The organism is Rhodococcus sp. B7740, from assembly GCF_000954115.1.
GTDB lineage: Bacteria > Actinomycetota > Actinomycetes > Mycobacteriales > Mycobacteriaceae > Rhodococcoides.
In genome coordinates this window covers 865,092-886,402 of the sequence record NZ_CP010797.1, presented here as the reverse complement: position 1 = coordinate 886,402, position 21,311 = coordinate 865,092, and the positions used below count along the sequence as shown (strand labels likewise).

Annotated in this window: 15 protein-coding genes and 3 rRNA genes; 2 read left to right on the top strand and 16 right to left on the bottom strand. The window is 62.7% G+C overall.

Annotation, left to right across the window (positions count from 1 at the left end; translation table 11 throughout):
* Positions 1-77: 77 nt before the first annotated feature.
* The 15 genes from xerD to NY08_RS04065 form a co-directional block, all read right to left on the bottom strand.
* Complete coding sequence (gene xerD / locus NY08_RS04140) at positions 78-992, bottom strand: site-specific tyrosine recombinase XerD (protein ID WP_032398193.1); 915 nt, start codon at positions 990-992, stop codon at positions 78-80.
* A gap of 5 nt (positions 993-997) precedes the next feature.
* Positions 998-1,630 carry an NUDIX domain-containing protein gene (locus NY08_RS04135; protein ID WP_045195022.1) on the bottom strand — a complete coding sequence of 211 codons (633 nt, stop codon included), beginning with the start codon at positions 1,628-1,630 and terminating at the stop codon, positions 998-1,000.
* Entirely contained in the window at positions 1,627-3,360 is a 1,734-nt protein-coding gene (locus tag NY08_RS04130) for a CTP synthase (protein ID WP_045195020.1), read from the bottom strand. Before NY08_RS04130 ends, NY08_RS04135 begins: the two co-directional genes overlap by 4 nt.
* 150 nt (positions 3,361-3,510) lie before the next feature.
* On the bottom strand, positions 3,511-4,458 hold the full coding sequence (locus NY08_RS04125; protein WP_045199692.1) for a copper transporter: 948 nt from the start codon (positions 4,456-4,458) through the stop codon (positions 3,511-3,513).
* Positions 4,455-5,639, bottom strand: coding sequence for a putative cytokinetic ring protein SteA (gene steA, locus NY08_RS04120; RefSeq protein WP_045199690.1), 1,185 nt, complete (start codon positions 5,637-5,639; stop codon positions 4,455-4,457). The genes NY08_RS04125 and steA overlap by 4 nt, the downstream gene beginning before the upstream one ends.
* Before the next feature lie 84 nt (positions 5,640-5,723).
* Positions 5,724-7,496, bottom strand: a complete 1,773-nt coding sequence (recN, locus tag NY08_RS04115) for a DNA repair protein RecN (RefSeq protein WP_045199688.1) — start codon at positions 7,494-7,496, stop codon at positions 5,724-5,726.
* A 2-nt stretch (positions 7,497-7,498) separates the two neighbouring features.
* Positions 7,499-8,464: an NAD kinase gene (locus tag NY08_RS04110; protein ID WP_045195018.1), complete on the bottom strand. Its 966-nt coding sequence runs from the start codon at positions 8,462-8,464 to the stop codon at positions 7,499-7,501.
* On the bottom strand, positions 8,461-9,282 hold the full coding sequence (locus tag NY08_RS04105; protein ID WP_032398197.1) for a TlyA family RNA methyltransferase: 822 nt from the start codon (positions 9,280-9,282) through the stop codon (positions 8,461-8,463). Before NY08_RS04105 ends, NY08_RS04110 begins: the two co-directional genes overlap by 4 nt.
* 321 nt (positions 9,283-9,603) lie before the next feature.
* The gene (locus NY08_RS04095) at positions 9,604-10,593 is read right to left on the bottom strand and encodes an HAD-IIA family hydrolase (RefSeq protein ID WP_045195017.1); all 990 of its coding nucleotides are present in this window, start codon (positions 10,591-10,593) and stop codon (positions 9,604-9,606) included.
* Positions 10,590-11,471: a hypothetical protein gene (locus NY08_RS25440; protein WP_082073684.1), complete on the bottom strand. Its 882-nt coding sequence runs from the start codon at positions 11,469-11,471 to the stop codon at positions 10,590-10,592. Before NY08_RS25440 ends, NY08_RS04095 begins: the two co-directional genes overlap by 4 nt.
* Before the next feature lie 72 nt (positions 11,472-11,543).
* A 5S ribosomal RNA gene (gene rrf / locus NY08_RS04085) occupies positions 11,544-11,660 on the bottom strand.
* Positions 11,661-11,793: 133 nt separating this feature from the next.
* Positions 11,794-14,948 (bottom strand): 23S ribosomal RNA (locus NY08_RS04080).
* A 370-nt stretch (positions 14,949-15,318) separates the two neighbouring features.
* Positions 15,319-16,836, bottom strand: a 16S ribosomal RNA gene (locus NY08_RS04075).
* Together the 16S, 23S and 5S rRNA genes form the textbook arrangement of a ribosomal RNA operon.
* Positions 16,837-17,420: 584 nt before the next feature.
* Positions 17,421-18,695 (bottom strand): tyrosine--tRNA ligase, encoded by a 1,275-nt coding sequence (tyrS, locus tag NY08_RS04070; protein ID WP_032394282.1) that lies wholly within the window; start codon positions 18,693-18,695, stop codon positions 17,421-17,423.
* Positions 18,696-18,733: 38 nt separating this feature from the next.
* A complete protein-coding gene (locus NY08_RS04065) occupies positions 18,734-19,378 on the bottom strand; it encodes a DNA-3-methyladenine glycosylase (protein WP_045195016.1) in 645 nt (214 codons plus the stop codon).
* A gap of 79 nt (positions 19,379-19,457) precedes the next feature.
* Between NY08_RS04065 and NY08_RS04060 the strand changes: the two genes are divergently transcribed.
* Together NY08_RS04060 and NY08_RS04055 are read left to right on the top strand one after the other, a co-directional pair.
* The gene (locus NY08_RS04060) at positions 19,458-20,189 is read left to right on the top strand and encodes an ABC transporter ATP-binding protein (RefSeq protein ID WP_045195015.1); all 732 of its coding nucleotides are present in this window, start codon (positions 19,458-19,460) and stop codon (positions 20,187-20,189) included.
* Positions 20,186-20,941 (top strand): ABC transporter permease, encoded by a 756-nt coding sequence (locus NY08_RS04055; protein WP_045195014.1) that lies wholly within the window; start codon positions 20,186-20,188, stop codon positions 20,939-20,941. The genes NY08_RS04060 and NY08_RS04055 overlap by 4 nt, the downstream gene beginning before the upstream one ends.
* 79 nt (positions 20,942-21,020) lie before the next feature.
* Here the strand turns inward: NY08_RS04055 and NY08_RS04050 are convergent, their stop codons facing one another.
* Positions 21,021-21,227, bottom strand: a complete 207-nt coding sequence (locus tag NY08_RS04050) for a Trm112 family protein (protein ID WP_032394286.1) — start codon at positions 21,225-21,227, stop codon at positions 21,021-21,023.
* Between the last annotated feature and the right edge of the window lie 84 nt (positions 21,228-21,311).

Below are 21,311 nucleotides of genomic sequence, written 5' to 3'. Positions count from 1 at the left end.
GTAGTTCACGCAAACGCTACCGCTTGACGCTCGCGCATCGTCACCGGACACGCTGACGCACGACAGCCGGCCTCGTGCTACCGGGCCCGTGGATGCGCTCCTGCCCACACTTCGCGCAGAGTATTGACGGTGACGAGGGTGTAGATCTGCGTCGTCGTCACCGACGCATGCCCCAACAGCTCCTGCACGACGCGGACGTCGGCGCCGCCGTCCAGCAGGTGAGTGGCGAACGAATGCCGAAGGACGTGCGGTGATACCCCCGCGGTGATCCCGGCCCGCACGGCCGAATCCTGCAACACCTGCCACGCACTCTGTCGAGACAACCTGCCGCCCCGAACGTTGAGGAACAGGGCAGGATTCGAGCGGGAGACCAGCCCCGGCCGGCCGCGCACCAGGTAGGCGTCGACGGCCTCGACAGCGGGTCGCCCGACCGGCACGATGCGGTGCTTGCCGCCTTTGCCGCGCAGCAGCACCGAGCGAGCCTCGGTGTCGATGTCGTCGACGTCGAGCCCGACTGCCTCGGATATACGAGCCCCGGTGGAATAGAGCAGTTCCAGCAGGGCCCGATCCCGCAGTCCGCGTGGGGCATCGGGACCTGCGATCGACGCCGACTCGAGCAGTGCAACCACCTGATCGACGGGCAGCGACTTCGGCAACCGCTTGGCCGGCTGCGGCGGCTTGACCTCGCTCGCGACGTTGCGCTCGACCATCCCCTCCGCGAGCGCAAACCTGTGCAGACCGCGCACCGCGATCAACGTCCGGGCCGCCGAACTCGCTGCGAGTGCCGGGAATTCGTCGTCACCGCGCCGTAGATAGAGCACGAACTCGGTGATGTCGTTCTCGGCGACCTTCGCCAGATCGGTGATGCCGTAGCCGCTGAGGAACCGCTCGTACCGCACCAGATCGCGACGGTAGGACGACACCGTGTTCGGTGCCGACCCGCGCTCGACCACCAGATGGTCGAGGTACGTCTGAATCTGCTGGCCGATCACGGTGGCTACTTTCGCGAACTCTTTCGCTTCTCGAAGGCGGTCGGCAGATCCGCCCACGGCGCATCGGCCGAGCGCAGTTCGGTACCGGTAGCGCGCGCCGCGGCGAACGCGAGAACGCCCGCGACGGCGGATGCGTTGACGATCTCGCCCGACAGCGCACGACGGACGGCCTCGTCCACCGGAACGTAGGAGAGCTCGATGTCGGCTTCCTCGTCGTGTGCCTCGGGCCGATCGACCTCGGTCAGGCCCTGCGCGAGGAAGATCCGCACGGCCTCGTCGGTGAACCCGGGCGAGGCAAGCACATCGACCAGAACCGACCACGTCTGCGCGGCGAGCCCGGTCTCCTCGGCGAGCTCACGCTGAGCCGCAATCACCGGCTGCTCCCCCGGCTCGTCCAGCAGACCGGCGGGCAACTCCCACAATCGACGACCTACGGGATGCCGGTACTGCTCGATCATCACCACACGATCCCGGTCGTCGACGGCCAGGATCCCGACCGCGCCGTGATGCTCGATCACCTCGCGTTCGGCCTGACGACCGTTCGGCATCGCCACCTGGTCGAGCCTGAGCGCGAGAATTGCGCCGGAGTACGGCACCGACGAATCGAGGGTGGTGAACTCGTGCCGAGGCTCGCTCATCCGACGGTCTCGGCGGCGACGTCCGATTCCTCCGTCTGACCCGTATCTCCGTGCACGTCGACCGGCAGACGCTCTGCGGCCTTGTATTTCAGCGCGGCATTGATCAACGACGCGAACAGTGGATGCGGACGGGTGGGCCGGCTCTTGAGCTCCGGATGCGCCTGAGTGGCCACGAAGAACGGGTGCACGGAGGCAGGCAGCTCGACGAACTCGACCAGGTGGCCGTCCGGAGAAGTACCGCTGAACACCAAGCCGCTCTTGGCAATTCGATCCCGGTAGTCGTTGTTGACCTCGTAGCGATGACGGTGACGCTCGGAAACGCTTTCGGTGCCGTACGACGCCGCCACGACCGAACCCTTCTGCAGGGTTGCCGGGTAGGCGCCGAGACGCATCGTGCCGCCCAGATCGGCGTCACCGGCGACGGCATCTTCCTGATCGGCCATCGTGGAGATCACCGGATCCTTGGTCTCCGGGTCGAACTCGGCGGAGTTGGCGTCCGTAAGACCGACCGAACGAGCCGCCTCGATGACGACACACTGCAACCCGAGGCACAACCCCAGCAACGGAATCTTGCGCGTACGTGCGAACTCGATGGCCCCGAGCTTGCCCTCGATACCGCGGATACCGAAGCCACCGGGAATGAGCACGGCATCGACATCGCCCAACGCGGCCTGCGCCCCGGCGGGCGTCGAGCACTCGTCGGATGGGACCCACTTGATCTCGACCTTCGCGCGATGAGCGAATCCGCCTGCACGCAGCGCCTCGGTGACCGACAGGTACGCGTCGGGCAGGTCCACGTACTTGCCGACCAGACCGACGCGCACGGTCTCACGCGGCTGGTGAACACGCTCGAGCAGTCCACCCCAGATCGTCCAGTCCACATCACGGAACGGCAGACCGAGCTGACGAACGACGTACGCGTCGAGGCCTTCCTTGTGCAGCACCTTGGGAATGTCGTAGATCGACGGCGCGTCGGGCGTGGAGATGCAGCCGTCGACGTCGACGTCGCACATCAGCGCGATCTTGTTCTTCAATCCTGGCGGTACGTCGCGATCGCAACGCAGGATCAATGCGTCGGGCTGAATACCGATGCTGCGCAGCGCCGCGACGGAGTGCTGGGTTGGTTTGGTCTTGAGTTCACCGGACGGAGCCAGGAACGGAACCAGCGACACGTGCAGAAAGAACACATTGTTTCGGCCGACGTCGTGGCGCACCTGACGCGCGGCTTCGAGGAACGGCTGCGACTCGATATCGCCGACGGTGCCGCCGATTTCGGTGATCACGACGTCCGGCTGGTGACCCTGTAGGTCGGGGCCGTTCATCGCGAGAATGCGACGCTTGATCTCGTCGGTGATGTGCGGGATGACCTGAACGGTGTCGCCCAGATACTCACCGCGGCGTTCCTTGGCGATGACCGTCGAGTAGACCTGGCCGGTAGTGACATTGGCGAAACCGGACAGATCACGGTCGAGGAACCGCTCGTAGTGTCCGACGTCGAGGTCCGTCTCGGAGCCGTCTTCGGTGACGAAGACCTCGCCGTGCTGGAACGGGTTCATCGTGCCGGGATCGACGTTGAGGTAAGGATCGAGCTTCTGCATGGTCACGCGCAGTCCGCGTGCGGTCAGTAGCTGGCCGAGGCTCGATGCCGTCAGGCCTTTTCCGAGCGAGGACGCGACGCCCCCGCTGACGAAAATGTGCTTGGTGTCGGAACGCGACTGAAGGCGTGACAATGAGGCTCCCGTGACGAGTCTGCAGGGCTTGCTCCTATCAGGGGGCTGATAAGAGAGGTAAAGCGTGGAAATTGGGCCTGCTACCCACGGGACTTCACGGTAACACCAGTACCTACCTCACCGCCAACGACACGCGCGTTCGTACGACGATCAGCTCGCCGGCGCTCCGACGGTCACGGCGTTGGCATTGGCTCCGGTGCCGTAACGGCCGGACGCGCCGTCCAGCTGCTCCGCCAAGGCGAGAACGGTGGTGATCCGTCCTGCTTCACGGTCGATGTTGTCGACCGTGCTGAGAGCGGACGACAGCGCCGAATCGGCTCGCACGACAGCGATGGAACCGTTGCCCTCGGCCGCACCGGAGCGACCGGCCAGTACCGCGCCTGCACCACGTGAATCGAGGGCTCCCGCGAAGCGGGCGACGATGGCCCCGCGATTGCCGTCCTCCACGTCCGAGGTACCGGAACCGGTGACGACCACAGCCAACTGAGCGGGTGCGACGGCACCGTTGTCGTACGCGATGAACCCGCCGCTGCGCAGCGTCTCCAGTGCCAGCGAGAGCTCCTCGGGAGTCGACTGCGGCTGGGCGGTCTCGGCGTTCAGCAGCAACACCGAACCCAGCAGGTCCCCCGCGAGACTGCCCTGGTCCACCGCGCCGGTGCGCAACTGCACGCCGGCCGGAATGACGTTGGTCAGTCGCGTCCGAAGATCGTCGCCGTTCGCAGCGGAGACGAACGAATCGGTCAGCGACACCCGACCGGTGACGGTGGCGCCCGATGCTCCGATCGACCGCGTGACTCCGTCCACGTCCCCGGGGTCGGCGTCCGGGGTGGTGATCACCACGACGCTGCGATCGACCAACGTATCCCGCAACACTCGGCCCGAAACCGCAGCGTCGAAGCCGTCGGCCGAGTTGAGCTGCTCACCCAGGCGATTGTTGGTCGCCTCCAGATCGTCCACCTGAGTTTCGAGGCCGGTCTTGTCGTCTCGAAGGCCCGACACCAGACCGCTCGAGAGCAGACCCGAACCGAGCACGATGCCGATGGCCAGGGCCACGAAGACCGCTGCCAGCGAAATGGCATGTTGGCGAAGCGAAATCACGAAAGCAACCCCTGGAACCACAGAGCGAACCGGTTCCACAGATCGATTGCCCAATCCAACGCTTCACCGCCGATGTTGGACACGGCCAACGCCACGATCACGGCAACGAGCGCCGCCAGAATCAACAGCGCGATCGCACCGCCGGACACACGGCTGCGGTACAGCGTCGCAACAGCTTTGGCGTCGACCAACTTGGCGCCGACCTTCAGACGCGTCATGAATGCGGCCGGATTGGTGTTGCGTCGACCACGATCGAAGAACTCGTCCAGGCTGGCCGGGCTACCCACCGACACGATGAGCGAGGCCCCGTGATGATCGGCCAACAACAGCGCGAGGTCGGCAGCGGCACCGGTGGCCGGGAACGTCATGGCACCGATACCGAGATCCTGAATGCGCTCGAGACCCTGCGCGTGTCCGTCCGAATCCGCCGGAAGCACAACCTCTGCACCGCATTTGAGCGTCTGCGCAGTGACGTCCTCGGGATCGCCGACGATGAGGTCGGGGCGATGACCCGCCTTCATCGCGGTGTCGGCACCCGCACCGACGCCGATGATGACGGGCGAGTACTCCTTGATGAACGGCTTGAGATTCTTCAGATCCTCGGCGTGACCGGGTCCGTCTGCGACGATGACCACGTGACGGCCCTCGAGATCGATGTCGATGTCCGGCACGCCGACTCCGTCGATGAGCAACGGACTCTCGGTTCGGATGAACTCGATCGTGTTGCCCGAGAACGCTTCGAGATGGTCGACCAGGCCCGTCTTGGCCTCGATCATCTTGTCGGAGATCTCGGCTTCGCTCTGCTCGTCACCCTTGGCGAGACGCCGATCGCCGGTATAGACACCGCCGTCGTTGAGACGGATCTTGGTGCCGTCCTTGATCTTCTTGAAGATCTCGGTGCCGGCCGAGTCGATCAAGGTGATTCCGTTGGCGACGATGACCTCGGGACCGAGGTTGGGGTAACGCCCGGAGATCGACGGCGACGCGTTGACGACCGCGAGCACCCCCGCCTCGACGAGCGCATCTGCGGTCAGGCGATCGAGGTCGAGCTCGTCGAGCACGACGATGTCGCCCGGGCCGACCCGTTTGAGGAGCTTGGCCGTGTTGCGATCGACTCGCGCGATACCGGTGATTCCGGGCAGCGAATCCTGACTACGTGACAGCAGAGCCGGCATCTTCATGAGGACCATGATGACCCGATCGACACGCCCGGCGACGGAGGCGCGCCGAAACAACTACCACACTGATCACATCAGCACCAAAAGTTACAACGCGGCTCGATCGGCGTTTGCCGTGGCCAGCAGCTCCTCGGCATGCGCACGTCCGGTCTCCGTGTCGTCCAACCCCGCGAGCATTCTCGCGAGCTCGACGACCCGCTCCGACGACGACGACAACGTTCTGACGCCGCTGTTCGCCGCGCCCTTCTTGGCGTCGGTCTTGTCGACCACCAGGTGGGTATCGGCGAACGCAGCGACCTGCGGCAAGTGGGTGACCACGATGACCTGGTGTGTGCGAGCCAACCGGCCGAGTCGGCGCCCGACCTCGACGGCCGCGCGACCACCGACTCCGGCATCGACCTCGTCGAAGACCATCGTCGCACCCTTGTCCGAGCCCGCCAGCACCACTTCCAGTGCCAACATCACCCGCGAGAGCTCACCGCCCGATGCACTCTTGCTGATCGGAAGCGCCTGGGCACCGTCGTGCGCGGACAGACGAAACTCGACCTCGTCGACGCCGTTGCTGCCCGCATGCAATTCGGTGCCGTCGACGACGATCGGGGCAGTGTCGGACGGTCCGGCGGGAAGTGCGCGAACATCGATCTGCAGCTTGGCTTTTCCCATCGCCAGGCCCGCCAGCTCGACGCTGACCGCCTTCGAGAGCTTCACGGCGGCCTTCGCTCGAGCCGCACTGAGCTTCGACGCAGCCGCCGCGACGTCGATCGCAGCTGCGTCGACCTTGGCGCTCAACTCGGCGAGCGCATCGGCCGAGGTGTCGATGTGCGAGAGTCGCTCGCGGGCGTCTTCCGCCCAGGCGATGACGCCGTCGACATCGGCGGCGTACTTGCGCGTCAACGACTTCAGCTCGGCCTGCCGGTTCAGGATCGTGTCGAGGGCACCCGGATCGGACGGCAGATCCGTCAAGTACGAGGTGAGGTCTGCCCCGATGTCGCCCACGATCGCCATCGCGTCGTTCAGTCGCGGCAACAGCTCGGTCAGTGCTGCGTCCTCGGCATGTTCGAGGCGAGAGCGAGCCTCGCCCAGCAGGTACAGCGCGGACGCCGTGTCCGACGCCTCCTCGGTACTCCCGACGAGTGCTGCCGAGGCACCTTCCGCGGTCTCACGCAGCGAATCGAGGTCCCCCAGCCGACGCACATCCTCGGCCACGGAGCGATCTTCACCCGGCTCCGGTGCCAGAGAGTCGATCTCCTGCAGGCCGAACTGCAGCCGATCGGCTTCCTGCGCCAGCTCGCGGCTGCGTTCGGTGCGGTCGATCAGCTCGTTGCGCGCGTCGAGCCACGTCTTGCGCGCGGTGCGGTACTTCGACACCAGGGACGCCACCGCGTCCCCGGCGAATCTGTCCAGCGCGCCGAGTTGCTGATCGGGACGCAGCAGCCGCAGCTGGTCGTTCTGACCGTGCACGGTCAGCAGCGAGTCGGTGAAGTTCGACAGCACCGATGCGGGCACGCTGCGCCCACCGAGGTGCGCACGCGAGCGACCGTCCGAGTTGACGGTACGCACGGCGATGATCGAATTGTCCTCGTCGCGTTGACCTCCCGAGGACTCGAGCACCTTGTCGACGTCGTCGATCACCTGCTCCGACGCGGTGTCGGTACTGAATCGCCCCTCCACGACAGCACGCTGTGCGCCGAGCCGAACCCGGCCTGCGTCGGCGCGGGCACCCGACAACAGGTGCAGACTGGTGACCACCATGGTCTTACCCGCACCGGTCTCGCCGGTGAGTACGGTCAGCCCCTCGTGAAACTGTGCGCTGGCACCGGAAATGACTCCGAGGCTGTCGATCCGAATCTCTTCGAGCATTCCTACCTCGCTCTCCCCCGCCACCCGGTAACGGGCAGTTCGAATTTCTTGACCATGCGATCGGCGAACGGTGCCGAATCGAGTCGAACCCATTTGATCGGTGACGCTCCCCGCACCACCTCGACGCGAGCACCTGCCGGCAGGCTCAGTGTGCGCCTGCCATCGCAGAATACGAATCCTGCGTGTCCGCCCGCATCGATCTCGACCGCGATGATCGACTCGGGGCTGGTGACGAGCGGCCGCGCGAACAAAGCGTGCGCGTTGCTCGGAATGACCAATATCGCTTCGAGTTCCGGCCAGACCACAGGCCCACCGGCCGAGAACGCGTAGGCCGTCGAGCCCGTCGGCGTCGAGATCAGAACGCCGTCGCACCCGAATGCGGACACCGGGCGCCCATCGACTTCGAGCACGACCTCGAGCACCCCGAGCCGCGACCCGTTCTCGATGCTCGCTTCGTTCAGTGCCCAGCCCCGATCGACCACCTGATCGCCCACGCGAATCGCAATGTCCAACGTCATGCGTTGTTCGATGCGGTAATCCCCGGCGATGACGCGGGCGAGGGCACCTTCGAGGTGGTCGGCCTCGGCCTCGGCCAGGAACCCGACGTGCCCGAGGTTGATGCCGAGCACCGGTATCGAGGCCGCTTGCGCGAGCTCGGCTGCGCGCAGGAAGGTCCCGTCACCTCCGAGCACGAGGACCATCTCGCAGCCGGCGGCTGCGTCCGGTCCGAACTCGACGACGTTGAGCTTCATGTCTGCGACGAACACATGGTCGTGTTCCTCCGTATCGGAGGCTTCGATCTTCGATGGCTCGACCTCGTCGACGAGCACACGGAGGCAGATGCCCGCTTCATCGAAGACCTTGCCCACCCGACGCGCGGTTTCGGCGATGTCCGGTCGACCTGGATGGGCGACGAGAAGAATCTCTCGAGTCGACTCCCGTTCCGGTGCTGACTGGGACGGAGTCACTGTGGTCCTTCCTCGATCGCGAGCCGGACGAGTTCCGTGATGTCGGCGCGTGGCGAGTCCTCGCCCACACCTGCCCTCAGCCACAAAAAGTACTCGACATTGCCCGACGGCCCCGGCAGTGGGCTTGCCGCCACAGCTTGCACCGTGAGATTCGAGGCGACGGCCGCCTTCGCCACGTCCTCGACGGCCTCGGCGCGCAGTGCAGGATCGCGCACCACACCTCCGGAACCCACTCGATCCTTGCCGACCTCGAACTGTGGCTTGACCATCAACACCATGTCGGTACCCGACTTCGAGCAGGCAACGAATGCGGGAAGAACGAGCTTGAGCGAGATGAACGACAGGTCTGCGACGATCACGTCCACCGGTCCACCGATCGTCTCCGCATCGATCGACCGAACGTTGGTGCGGTCGATGACATGAACGCGGTCGTCGGATTGCAGACGCCACACCAGCTGCCCGTATCCCACGTCGACGGCGACCACTTCACGCACACCTCGACTGAGAAGCACGTCGGTGAAGCCACCGGTGGATGCACCGGCGTCCAGACAACGTGCACGCTCGACGGTCAGCCCGAGCGGCTCGAATGCGTCGAGGGCGCCGAGCAATTTGTGCGCGCCGCGGGAGGCCCACGAGACCTCGTTGTCTTCTTCGGCCACCAGCAGCGGTGTGCCCGGTTCCACCGCGGTCGCGGGCTTGGAGGCCACGGTCCCGGCGATCTTCACCCGGCCCGCTTCTATCAGCTCCGAAGCGTGCTCGCGAGATCGGGCGAGTCCACGACGAACCAGCTCGGCGTCGACCCGTGCGCGACGAGCCACGTCAGGTCTTGTCGACGGTGGTCAGGGCGCGCACGAGTACCTCGTGCGCGCGGTCGAGCAGACTCGCGTCGCGCGCAAGGGCGTCGGAATCCACAGCCTCGGATTCCTCGTGGGAAGTCGACTCGATCGTGAGTTGATTCAGCAGCGAGGTTACTTCGGTGCGAACAGTGTCCGGATCTGCAGACGACTCATCGCCTGCACCGCTCGGCCGGTGCTGTCCTGGTAGTGGAATAGACGCGCTCATCGCCTCTCACGCTATCGGATGGGTCCGACGTACGCCCGATCGCCGCCGCTCTCGGAACACTGCTGTCGAATGCGGTATCAGCACCCGAGCAGCGAACGCAGATCGCCGAGTCCATCCCCCTCGAAGCGAATGTCCGAGAAGGCCGAGCCGGACCAGGCGACGTGCAGTGTGGCAAGCGCACCCTCGAACGCATCGGGCGTACCGTCCCCGCCGTACTGCACCGAGAGCACCTCGTCGTCGATGGCGACCGTCCAACCGGTCTTGCTGCCGACGCTCGACGCCACTTCGTCCTTGTTCAGGACTCCGAGATCGAGGCCGATGTGAGTGGGGCGCAGATGCCGAGGCGCATGCAGCAACTCTGCAGCGGTACTGACGCCGGTCAACACCAGCAGCGACGGCAGACCGATTTCGTTCGCACCAGCGATGTCGGTGTCGAGCCTGTCTCCGACGACCAGGGCCGCGCGTGCTCCGCTGCGCTCGATGGCGTCGTGCATGATCGGGGCGGCCGGCTTGCCTGCCACGATGGGCTCGATATCGGTGGCGTTGCGAACCGCCGCGACCATCGAGCCGTTCCCCAACACGAGTCCTCGCTCGGTCGGCAAGGTGGCGTCGATGTTCGTAGCCACCCACAGCGCACCCGCACGGATGGCGAGGACAGCCTCGGCAAGCATCTTCCAGTCTGTATCGACGGAGTGCCCCTGCACCACGGCCACGGGATCGTCGTCGGCAGACCTGACCGGCTCCAGACCGACCTTGGTGATCTCGTTCGCCAATGCGTCGGTGCCGACGACTAGCACCCGTGAACCCGGGTCCACCTTGCCCGCGAGTACCCGAGCGGCCGCCTCGGAACTGGTGACGACGAACTCTGCTGAGGTAGCGAAGCCGAGACTACCTAGATGTTCGGCGACGTCCTCGGGAGCACGACTGGCATTATTGGTGACGAAGTACTGCTTCTCGGCCCCACCCGACAATGCTTCGACTGCACCGGGAATGGGATCCTTGCCGGCGTAGACGGTGCCGTCCAGGTCGAGCAGCAGAACGTCGTGGGCGTCGCGTAGCAACGTCACTGACTGCCTCCGGACAGCTCCTCGACCCGCTCTTCGGCGTCGGTCTCACCATCGACATCGGCCGCAGCAGCGTTGAGGAACCATTTCACACCTTCATCGACGCGACCTGCCGCAACCAGCGCATCGGCGTAGACGTAGAACAGGCGCGCGGCAGCGGTTCCGGATCGCGACGCGTCGAGGTCCGAGGTCTGTAGCGTGACGACGGCCTGGTCGTACTGGTTCAGGTCCATCCGCGCACCTGCCACGACGATTCGAAGCTCCGACGCTTCCTCACCGGTCAGCTCACGCGCCTCGTCGCTGCGACCGAGTTCGATAGCGCGCTCGGGACGTCCCAGTCCGCGCTCGCAGTCGGCCATCACAGCGATCAGACCCGGCCCGCCTGCCATGCGTCGGGCAGCGCGAAGCTCGGACAACGCTTCGGCCCACTCACCAGCGTGGTACGCCGCGATTCCTGCGGTCTCACGGACTACAGCGATACGACCGGCACGCTGACGAGCAGCGCGCGCGTGCAGTAGCGCCAACTGCGGATCGTCGTCGAGCAGTCTGCTGGTCATCACGAGGTGACGGGCCACAGCAGTGGCATTGTTCTTGTCCAAGCTCAACAGGTCTCGGCGCACTGCCGGCTCGAGCTGCCCGGCTTCGACCTCGTCGGGTAGATCCGGTTCATCCGGACGCGGCGGTCGACGGTCCGACGATGCGCTGTTTCCGCGCCGATCTCCGGAGAATCCACCTTCACCGCCGCGCCTGCGAGGAGGACCGTCCGAGCGACGCGGGTCTCCGCGGCGGTCCTGAGCGCGGGGGTTGCGGTCTCGGGACTCGCTCGGGCGGTTGCCGCCGTCCCCTCGGGAGGGGCGACGATCGTTGTTGTCTTCCGACACGGGCGTCCTTTCGGATTTCGGTACAAACGCAAAAAGGGGACCCACCAGGTGGGTCCCCTTCTTACAACGGGTGTTCGGCGGTGTCCTACTCTCCCACACCCTGTCGAGTGCAGTACCATCGGCGCTGGAGGGCTTAGCTTCCGGGTTCGGAATGGGACCGGGCGTTTCCCCTCCGCTATGGCCGCCGTAACTCTGCGAAACAGTTACACACGGAACATCAGCGGTGCCACCGGATCTGGATCGGTGACGTACTGGGTTCATTCAATTGTTGTGCTGAAACGTGTGTTGTTTCAGATATTGCACAGTGGACGCGTAGCTTCTTTGTGGTAAGTCCTCGGCCTATTAGTACCAGTCACCTGCACCCATTACTGGGCTTCCAGTTCTGGCCTATCAACCCGGTGGTCTGCCGGGGGCCTTACCCCCTCGAGGGGGTGAGAAACCTCATCTTGGAACAGGCTTCCCGCTTAGATGCTTTCAGCGGTTATCCCTTCCGAACGTAGCCAACCAGCGGTGCTCCTGGTGGAACAACTGGCACACCAGAGGTTCGTCCGTCCCGGTCCTCTCGTACTAGGGACAGCCTTCCTCAAGTTTCTTACGCGCGCGGCGGATAGAGACCGAACTGTCTCACGACGTTCTAAACCCAGCTCGCGTGCCGCTTTAATGGGCGAACAGCCCAACCCTTGGGACCTACTCCAGCCCCAGGATGCGACGAGCCGACATCGAGGTGCCAAACCATCCCGTCGATATGGACTCTTGGGGAAGATCAGCCTGTTATCCCCGGGGTACCTTTTATCCGTTGAGCGACACCGCTTCCACTTGCCGGTGCCGGATCACTAGTCCCGACTTTCGTCCCTGCTCGACTTGTCAGTCTCACAGTCAAGCTCCCTTGTGCACTTGCACTCGACACCTGATTGCCAACCAGGCTGAGGGAACCTTTGGGCGCCTCCGTTACATTTTAGGAGGCAACCGCCCCAGTTAAACTACCCACCAGGCACTGTCCCTGAACCAGATCATGGTCCGAGGTTGAGGTATCCAATACGATCAGAGTGGTATTTCAACAACGACTCCACAGTAACTGGCGTCACCGCTTCACAGTCTCCCACCTATCCTACACAAACCGAACCGAACACCAATACCAAGCTGTAGTGAAGGTCCCGGGGTCTTTTCGTCCTGCCGCGCGTAACGAGCATCTTTACTCGTAATGCAATTTCGCCGAGTCTATGGTTGAGACAGCTGAGAAGTCGTTACGCCATTCGTGCAGGTCGGAACTTACCCGACAAGGAATTTCGCTACCTTAGGATGGTTATAGTTACCACCGCCGTTTACTGGGGCTTAAATTCTCAGCTTCGCCATCACTGGCTAACCGGTCCTCTTAACCTTCCAGCACCGGGCAGGCGTCAGTCCGTATACATCGTCTTACGACTTCGCACGGACCTGTGTTTTTAGTAAACAGTCGCTTCTCACTGGTCTCTGCGGCCCACACCAGCTCACACTGCAAGAGTGATCACCGGCAGGGGCCCCCCTTCTCCCGAAGTTACGGGGGCATTTTGCCGAGTTCCTTAACCATAGTTATCTCGATCGCCTTAGTATTCTCTACCTGACCACCTGTGTCGGTTTGGGGTACGGGCCGTGTAACAACTCACTAGAGGCTTTTCTCGGCAGCATAGGATCACTGAATTCGCCTCAATCGGCTACGCATCACCTCTCAGGCTGTGTGAACGGCGGATTTGCCTACCGTTCGCCCTACAGGCTTACACCAGTACAACCACTGACTGGCCCAGCTACCTTCCTGCGTCACCCCATCGCTTGGCTACTACCAGATCAGGTCCCACGCATCCACCCGCCCCCGCACACCCGAAGGCGTGAAGTAAGCGAGATTCAGGGTGGTTAGTATCACTGATTCACCATGGGCGCGGTTACACGGGTACGGGAATATCAACCCGTTGTCCATCGGCTACGCCTGTCGGCCTCGTCTTAGGTCCCGACTCACCCTGGGCGGATTAACCTGGCCCAGGAACCCTTGGTCATTCGGCGGACGAGTTTCTCACTCGTCTTTCGCTACTCATGCCTGCATTCTCACTCGCGCAGCCTCCACACCTGGATCACTCCGATGCTTCCATGGCTGCACGACGCTCCCCTACCCACCCACACACCTGCACACAGATCCGCAGACCTGCATGGGGCTGTTGTGTGAGTGCCGCAGCTTCGGTGGTGTACTTGAGCCCCGCTACATTGTCGGCGCAGGATCACTTGACCAGTGAGCTATTACGCACTCTTTCAAGGGTGGCTGCTTCTAAGCCAACCTCCTGGTTGTCTTCGCGACCCCACATCCTTTTCCACTTAGTACACGCTTAGGGACCTTAGCTGGCGATCTGGGCTGTTTCCCTCTCGACTACGAACCTTATCGCCCGCAGTCTCACTGCCACGCTCTCACTCACCGGCATTCGGAGTTTGGCTGATTTCGGTAAGCTTGTAGGCCCCCTAGACCATCCAGTAGCTCTACCTCCGGTGAGAAACACGTGACGCTGCACCTAAATGCATTTCGGGGAGAACCAGCTATCACGGAGTTTGATTGGCCTTTCACCCCTACCCACAACTCATCCCCTCAGTTTTCAACCTAAGTGGGTTCGGTCCTCCACGACGTCTTACCGTCGCTTCAACCTGGCCATGGGTAGATCACTCCGCTTCGGGTCTAGAACACGCCACTACACCACACAAGGTGGATACGCCCTATTCGGACTCGCTTTCGCTACGGCTACCCCACACGGGTTAACCTCGCGACATGCCACTAACTCGCAGGCTCATTCTTCAAAAGGCACGCCATCACCAGCCATGACGAATCATGCACCGGCTTTGACGGATTGTAAGCGCACGGTTTCAGGTACTATTTCACTCCCCTCCCGGGGTACTTTTCACCTTTCCCTCACGGTACTAGTCCGCTATCGGTCACCAGGGAGTATTCAGGCTTATCGGGTGGTCCCGACAGATTCACAGCAGATTTCACGGGCCCGCTGCTACTTGGGTATCCACAACGACAGTTGCAATGTTTTCGTCTACGGGACTCTCACCCTCTACGACAGGCCGTTCCAGACCACTTCGACTAACACCACAATTTCTCACTGTCGGCCGATCCGGCAGAATCGACAATGCAAACCCCACAACCCTCCATACGCAACCCCTGCCGGGTATCACACGCACAAAGTTTGGCCTCATCCGCTTTCGCTCGCCACTACTCACGGAATCACTATTGTTTTCTCTTCCTGTGGGTACTGAGATGTTTCACTTCCCCACGTTCCCTCCACACACCCTATATATTCAGGTGCAGGTAACACGACATCACTCGTGCTGGGTTTCCCCATTCGGACACCCTCGGATCACAGCTCGGTTGACAGCTCCCCGAGGCTTATCGCAGCCTCCTACGTCCTTCATCGGCTCCTGGTGCCAAGGCATCCACCGTACGCTCTTCATTACTTACAACAAAGATGCTCGCGTCCACTGTGCAATTCTCAAACAACACACAACCAGAAGAACATCCTGCATCCATCAGACCGACACGACACCGAACCCCGAAAGGCCCACCATCATCCCGCGATAGGGATACGAACTCCCAGCCATATTTGTCTTGCCTAGAAAGAAACATGCTTTCGCGTGTTCTCTCAGGACCCAACAGTGCATCGATATAGACATCGCCGGCGGAGTCGTTGAAGACCCACCGATACGCGATGTCTGATTGTCAGTGTTCCACCCGTGAGCTCCCGCCGTTCCACGTGTGGGAACGAAACGGGCTCTGCCAGACCATCATCCGAGCACCTGTGTGCTGGTACATGTTCTGGAGAATGCTCCTTAGAAAGGAGGTGATCCAGCCGCACCTTCCGGTACGGCTACCTTGTTACGACTTCGTCCCAATCGCCGATCCCACCTTCGACGGCTCCCTCCCACAAGGGGTTAGGCCACCGGCTTCGGGTGTTACCGACTTTCATGACGTGACGGGCGGTGTGTACAAGGCCCGGGAACGTATTCACCGCAGCGTTGCTGATCTGCGATTACTAGCGACTCCGACTTCACGGGGTCGAGTTGCAGACCCCGATCCGAACTGAGACCAGCTTTAAGGGATTCGCTCCACCTCACGGTCTCGCAGCCCTCTGTACTGGCCATTGTAGCATGTGTGAAGCCCTGGACATAAGGGGCATGATGACTTGACGTCGTCCCCACCTTCCTCCGAGTTGACCCCGGCAGTCTCTTACGAGTCCCCGCCATAACGCGCTGGCAACATAAGACAAGGGTTGCGCTCGTTGCGGGACTTAACCCAACATCTCACGACACGAGCTGACGACAGCCATGCACCACCTGTACACCGACCACAAGGGGGACCGTATCTCTACGGTTTTCCGGTGTATGTCAAACCCAGGTAAGGTTCTTCGCGTTGCATCGAATTAATCCACATGCTCCGCCGCTTGTGCGGGCCCCCGTCAATTCCTTTGAGTTTTAGCCTTGCGGCCGTACTCCCCAGGCGGGGCGCTTAATGCGTTAGCTACGGCACAGATCCCGTGGAAGGAACCCACACCTAGCGCCCACCGTTTACGGCGTGGACTACCAGGGTATCTAATCCTGTTTGCTACCCACGCTTTCGTTCCTCAGCGTCAGTTGTTTCCCAGAGACCCGCCTTCGCCACCGGTGTTCCTCCTGATATCTGCGCATTTCACCGCTACACCAGGAATTCCAGTCTCCCCTGAAACACTCAAGTCTGCCCGTATCGCCTGCAAGCCCGAAGTTGAGCCCCGGGTTTTCACAAACGACGCGACAAACCGCCTACGAACTCTTTACGCCCAGTAATTCCGGACAACGCTCGCACCCTACGTATTACCGCGGCTGCTGGCACGTAGTTAGCCGGTGCTTCTTCTGCAGGTACCGTCACTCACGCTTCGTCCCTGCTGAAAGAGGTTTACAACCCGAAGGCCTTCATCCCTCACGCGGCGTCGCTGCATCAGGCTTCCGCCCATTGTGCAATATTCCCCACTGCTGCCTCCCGTAGGAGTCTGGGCCGTGTCTCAGTCCCAGTGTGGCCGGTCACCCTCTCAGGTCGGCTACCCGTCGTCGCCTTGGTAGGCCATTACCCCACCAACAAGCTGATAGGCCGCGGGCCCATCCTGCACCGATAAATCTTTCCACCACACACCATGCGGCATGCGGTCATATCCGGTATTAGACCCAGTTTCCCAAGCTTATCCCAGAGTGCAGGGCAGATCACCCACGTGTTACTCACCCGTTCGCCGCTCGTGTACCCCGAAAGGCCTTACCGCTCGACTTGCATGTGTTAAGCACGCCGCCAGCGTTCGTCCTGAGCCAGGATCAAACTCTCCGTAAAAGACTCTCGATCAACAGCCGAAACTGCGAATCAGTCATAAACATAAAGAGTCAAATCACTAGCAAAAAAAACTCAACTAGCAAAACAAACAAAACCCTCTCACCTCAGACGGGAAGAATGAAGCAAGAAGATGTCACACCCACACCCCAAAAGGCATGAGCGCCAAAAACATTCGGCACTGACATTCATCGACACACTGTTGAGTTCTCAAAGAACACGCACACACCATTCACCGATGAGCTGAAGCTCGTGGGTGTCCGGGGCAACCGTTCCAGCTTAGATCAGATGATCGAGCACAGTCAAACTGGCTTCTCATCCGTGAAGAGGTCGAAATCTTGCGATCCGATCGACTTCATCTTGTCGAAGGCGAACTCCGCGTCGCTCAGGCCTTGTGGTCTGGGCTGGCGTCCGTGTCGCTCTGACCTGGACAAAGTTACGCCCCGGATAACAACGCGTCAAATCCCCAGGTCGTTCACGGATGGTTCGCGTGAACAGCCTGGTCGCACGGCGTCACTTACCCACCTGGCGGGCGTCGTAACCAAATTACACGGTTGTGACTCCAGCCACTGGCAGCCATCGAAAATCTAGCCGAGGATTCGGGCTCCGGCGAAGTTCCGCTTTCCGCGTCGCACCACCAACCACCGGCCGTGCAGGAGATCGTCCGCGCCGGGCGTCCACTCCTCGTCGGAGATCTTGACGTTGTTGACCGATGCGCCACCCTCCTTGACCGCGCGTCGGGCAGCGCCCTTGCTTTCGCTCAACCCGGTAGCGACGAGCAGATCGATGATGGTGTTCGGCGCACCCGCTTCGATATCCGCCACAGACGCTTCCTGTAGCGCAGCGGCGAGCGTCTTCTCGTCGAGTTCCGTCAGTTCGGCCCGCCCGAAGAGCGCCTGGCTGGCGAGTTCGACCGATCGCGTCGCCGCTTCACCGTGGACAAGCGTGGTCATCTCTGCGGCCAAGCGCTTCTGCGCTTCGCGCGCGTGCGGACGCTCGGTGGTCGCCGACTCGAGTTCTGCCAACTCGTCCTTGGACAGGAAGGTGAACCAGCGCAGGTACTTCACCACATCCGCGTCACCGGTATTCACGAAGTACTGGTACCAGGCGTACGGGCTCGTCATCTCCGGGTCGAGCCACAGGCTGCCGCCTCCGGTGGATTTACCGAACTTCTTCCCATCGGCGGACGTGACCAGCGGAACCGTCATTGCGTGGACCGACTCGGCGTCTTGGCGCCGGTTGAGTTCCACCCCGGCGATGATGTTTCCCCACTGATCGGAGCCACCGATCTGGAGGCTGCAGCCGTACTGGCGGCGAAGCTGCACGTAGTCGTTCGCCTGCAGCAGCATGTAACTGAACTCGGTGTACGACATTCCGTCGCTCTCGAGCCTGTTCTTCACCGTCTCGCGAGCAAGCATCACGTTGATCGAGAAGTGCTTGCCGATGTCGCGGAGAAAGTCGATCGCGGACAATTCCCCCGTCCAGGCCAGGTTGTTCACCACCACTGCGCCAGTCGGGCTCTCGTCCATATCGACGAACCGCTCAAGCTGGCCACGGATACGCGACGCCCAGTCGGTGACGACCTCGCGGGAATTCATGGTCCGCTCCCCCACATCGCGCGGGTCACCGATGAGTCCTGTGGCACCACCGGCGAGAACGATCGGACGGTGGCCTGCCCGCTGAAAACGCTTGAGCGCCAGCAACGGCACGAGGTGCCCTGCGTGTAGCGAAGGACCGGTCGGATCGAAGCCGGAGTACAGCGTGATCGGGCCCTCGGATGTGGCCTTCTTCAGCGCGTCCACATCTGTGGACTGCGCGATCAGTCCACGCCAGGTCATTTCGTCGATGATGTTCTCACTCACGACGTCGATTCTCCTGCATGGACGCATCCACACGTCGGTCAGGCCTCCGAGCCACCGGGCGCGGCGGCGCGAGGACTCCGTTTGTAGCTCGATACCGACGGTGACCCGAGCACCCAGAAGCGCCACGGACGATCGGCCGCGGCACTCACCCCCACCCGTGGGCCGGATCCAACTATCTTCTCGTGCAGCGGGCGTTCGAGAAGGTCGAGGGTGACGGGCGACGACGCGTCGAACACGTCCTTTCCGTTGTCTTCCAGCGAGACGCCCATTGCTCGACCGAGATTGCCCGGCCCGCGGGCCCAACCGGCCTCGACCCGCGCCGATCGTGGGCCGCGGCCGGCACGCCTGCTCTCGACGACGTGGTGGCCCGCCACCACCTCACCCGCACGAAGCAACACAGCAGCGGCCGTACCGTCCGGGCCGCAGCTCACGTTCACACAGAGATGCATTCCGTAACTCAGGTAGACGTAGAGACGACCTGCAGGACCGAACATCACCTCGTTGCGAGCGGTCGGCCCCCGGAAGGAATGCGCGGCCGGATCGGGCCACGGACCGTCGAGCGGACCACCGTAGGCCTCGACTTCGACGATGCGCACGGACACGTCGCCCACGGTGATGGTTCCACCGAGGATGCGTCGCGCTGCGTCGTCGGGCTCCCCGATCTCCAACTCAACGGCATTCATCCCTCCCATGATGCTTCGCCCTTGACCACCGAGCGCGACGGGGCTACTACTGCAACATCCGACGAGTCTGGAGGCCGACATGGCGTTCACCGGTGAACACGCCGTCGACATCTCAGGGCTGACGGTTCGGCGCGGCAAACGAACGGTGCTGCGCAGTCTGTCCCTGACCATCCCTCGAGGAGCCATCACGGGACTTCTCGGTCCGTCGGGCTGCGGCAAGACGACTCTGATGCGCGCGATCGTCGGCACTCAGATCGTGGACAGCGGAACCGTGACAGTCCTCGGATCTCCGGCTGGCTCGGCACCATTGCGCCGCACGGTCGGCTACGTGACCCAGGCACCGAGTGTCTATCGAGATCTCACCGTTCGCGAGAACGTGCAGTACTTCGGGTCGCTGTACGGTCGCCGCCGCGCGGACGTGGCGTCCGCCATCGAGTCGGTCGGCCTGGCCGACCACGCATCGTCACGGGCGGGCGAACTCTCGGGTGGTCAACTGGGGCGGGTATCCCTGGCCAGTGCGCTCATTGCCGAACCCGAGCTGATCGTGCTCGACGAACCGACCGTCGGCTTGGATCCCGTGCTGCGCTCCGAGCTGTGGTCACGTTTCGCCGATATCGCAGCACGAGGCACAACGGTGCTGGTCTCGAGCCACGTGATGGAAGAGGCCGAGCACTGCAGCCGTCTCGTTCTGATGCGCGACGGCACCGTGCTGGCCCAATCGAGCCCTGACGCCCTACTCGCACGCACGAACGAAACGACCCTCGATCGCGCATTCCTGTCTCTCGTCAGATCCATGGAACAGACATCGTGAACGCGCGGATCTATACAGCCGGCACCGGCCGCATCCTGCGCCAGCTCAGAGCCGACCATCGATCGGTCGCCATGGTGCTGCTCGTTCCGTCCCTGCTGATGGTGTTGCTGTACTACCTCTACCAAGACGTGCCGACCCAGCCGAACCAGCAGGCGTTGTTCGATCGGATCACCATCACGATGCTCGGCATCCTGCCGTTCGTCGTCATGTTCCTGATCACGTCGATCTCGATGCAGCGTGAACGCACCTCCGGAACGCTCGAGCGCCTGCTGACGACGCCGATGTCCAAATTGGACCTGCTTGCAAGCTACGGGTCCGCCTTCTCGCTCGCCGCTGTCGGTCAAGCGCTGCTCGCGTGCACCGTCGCGTTCGGATTTCTCGGGCTCGACATCGAGGGCTCGGTCGGATGGGTTCTGGTGATCGCAGTCCTAGGAGCGATGCTCGGCGTCGCCATCGGACTGCTGTGCAGCGCGTTCGCTCGCACCGAGTTCCAAGCCGTTCAGTTCATGCCGGTCGTCGTGATTCCGCAGCTGTTCCTGTGCGGACTACTGGTGCCACGAGACCAGATGCCGAACTGGCTGAGCGCGATCAGCGATGTTCTGCCGCTGAGCTACCTGGTCGACGCGCTCCAGGAGATAGCCCGGTACCCCGCGGCCACCGGCCGTATGTGGACCGACCTCGCCTTGGTCATGGCTTTCACCGTCGCCGCGCTGATCGGAGCCGCCGCGACATTGCGTCGTAGAACGCCGTAGTCGACGAACCCAGTGGTCGACGAACCCAGTGGTCGACGAACCCAGTGGTCGACGAACGCGGGGTGACCGACGGAAAGCACTAGGACGTGGCGCGCGACAGGATCGACTCGTGCTCGGCGTCGTCGACATCGCGGGCGTCGTCCGCGAGCAACACCGGAATTCCGTTCTCGATGGGGTATGCACGCCGAAGTCGCGGGTTGTAGAGCAGTTCCCCTTCGATCAACAACAGCGGTCCCTTGTCCACTGGGCACGCAAGAATGGAAAGCAGTGTCGAATCGATTGCCACGGGTGTCCTTCGTTCTGATCCGGTCGAACCGGAAGTGGTGTACTCGCTTACGCTACCGAACACGTTCCGTTCTGCACTGAGTCA